This window comes from Moorena sp. SIO4A1, assembly GCF_010672065.1.
In the GTDB taxonomy this organism is placed as follows: Bacteria; Cyanobacteriota; Cyanobacteriia; order Cyanobacteriales; family Coleofasciculaceae; genus Moorena.
Genome location: NZ_JAAHHX010000604.1, coordinates 1 through 1,593, shown reverse-complemented (window position 1 = coordinate 1,593; position 1,593 = coordinate 1). Strand labels below are relative to the sequence as shown.

The 1,593-nt window shown below is 42.4% G+C and carries 2 protein-coding genes; both read left to right on the top strand.

Annotation, left to right across the window (positions count from 1 at the left end; all coding sequences use genetic code 11):
* Positions 1-143 precede the first annotated feature (143 nt).
* Positions 144-311, top strand: a complete 168-nt coding sequence (locus F6K53_RS41120) for a hypothetical protein (RefSeq protein ID WP_293086062.1) — start codon at positions 144-146, stop codon at positions 309-311.
* Positions 312-649: 338 nt separating this feature from the next.
* Positions 650-1,462: a molybdate ABC transporter substrate-binding protein gene (modA, locus tag F6K53_RS41115; protein WP_293086059.1), complete on the top strand. Its 813-nt coding sequence runs from the start codon at positions 650-652 to the stop codon at positions 1,460-1,462.
* Positions 1,463-1,593 lie beyond the last annotated feature (131 nt).

Sequence of the window (1,593 nt, the reverse complement as noted above, 5' to 3'; positions counted from 1 at the left end):
CGATGGGTTCGGGAACTGAGTAACATAGCGATGCAGCGCGGTCTTGGGAAGGCAGCGCGGTCTTGGGGGTTCCCCCGGAGACGAAACCTGATTACGTTGAGCCTTTATGGTTGGTCGGCTATGCAGAAAAGGGGTAAAACTTATTGATTAAGGCTCAACTGTCTTACGGTAACTATCGCCTTTGGCGACGCTTGGCCGTAGGCCACGCCAAAGGCGAACGCGAACAAACCATGAGCGACTGCCGTGGTTTCCCCCATGAGCGACTGCATCAAGAGAGCGATTTGAATCCACTTAGTGTGGACTTGAAATAGCCGTGGACATTATTTCTACGGCTATTTTTTTTGTTGTTAAGTATCTAATTGAGTAGGGAGTAGGGAGTAGGGAGTAGGGAATCGGGAATCGGGAATCGGGAATCGGGAATCGGGAATCGGGAGTAGGGAGTAGGGAGTAGGGAGTAGGGAATAAAATTTAAATGTATATCACGCTGAATAGGAAGCGCTATATAATTTAAAAATATATCATGAACAATCTTGGTGATTTATCATAACATCAAAAACTATTCAGAGCTCTTTACTACTCTTCCCTGTTCCCTGTTCCCTGTTCCCTTTTTTTATCAATCATAGTTTCACATCTAAACTAAAAATTAGATATGGTTAAATCCCTAATTAAATCATGGTTTCTGTGCTTAAGTCTATCCTTAGTTTTGGTAGCTTGCAATGTTCTTACCTTTAACAATCAACAGCCAGAAGTGGTCAGTCTAACTGTCTCAGTTGCTGCTAGCTTACAAGATGCGATGAAAGCTATCAAAGTACTCTACACTAAGGAAACACCAGATGTTACTATTATTTATAACTTTGCTTCCTCTGGTTCGTTGCAGCAACAAATCGAACAGGGCGCGCCAGTGGATGTTTTTATTTCAGCAGCTCCGAAACAAATGAATGCTCTGGAATCTAAGGGGCTTTTACTAGAAGGGACAAGGCAAAGTATTATTAATAATCAGGTAGTTTTAATTACTCCGAAAGACGAGACTGGTATCTCTAATTTTAAGGACTTAACCTCTGATAAAATAAGTAAAATAGCAATGGGAGACCCGGAAAGTGTACCAGCTGGACACTATGCTAAGGAAGTTCTGACTACTCTTAATTTGTTTGACCAGCTCAAACCGAAGTTAGTTTTTGCTAAAGATGTTCGCCAAGTTCTATTCTATGTGGAAACAGGTAATGTGGATGCTGGATTGGTGTATGCAACAGATGCTAATGTATCAAACCAAGTTAAACGAGTTGCTACTGCTCCGCCAGAGTCTTACTCCCGGATTATCTACCCAGTAGCAGTATTAAAGGAGTCTAAAAACCCTGATCATGCTAACCAGTTTGTACAGTTTCTGAGTGGTGAGTCAGCTAAAACTGTATTTTTGAGGTATGGGTTTATTATGGCGGATAAGGGAGTAGGGAGTAGGGAGTAGGGAGTAGGGAATAGGGAACAGGGAATAGGGAATAGGGAGTCGGGAGTCGGGAGTCGGGAGTCGGGAGTCGGGGTAATAAAATTGAATTTGCCTTATAACTATTAGAGACCCTATATATGCCGTTTTTTCTG

Excerpts from the sequence above, each read along its gene's own strand:
- modA (WP_293086059.1), top strand. The coding sequence starts at position 650 with ATGGTTAAATCCCTAATTAAATCATGGTTTCTGTGCTTAAGTCTATCC.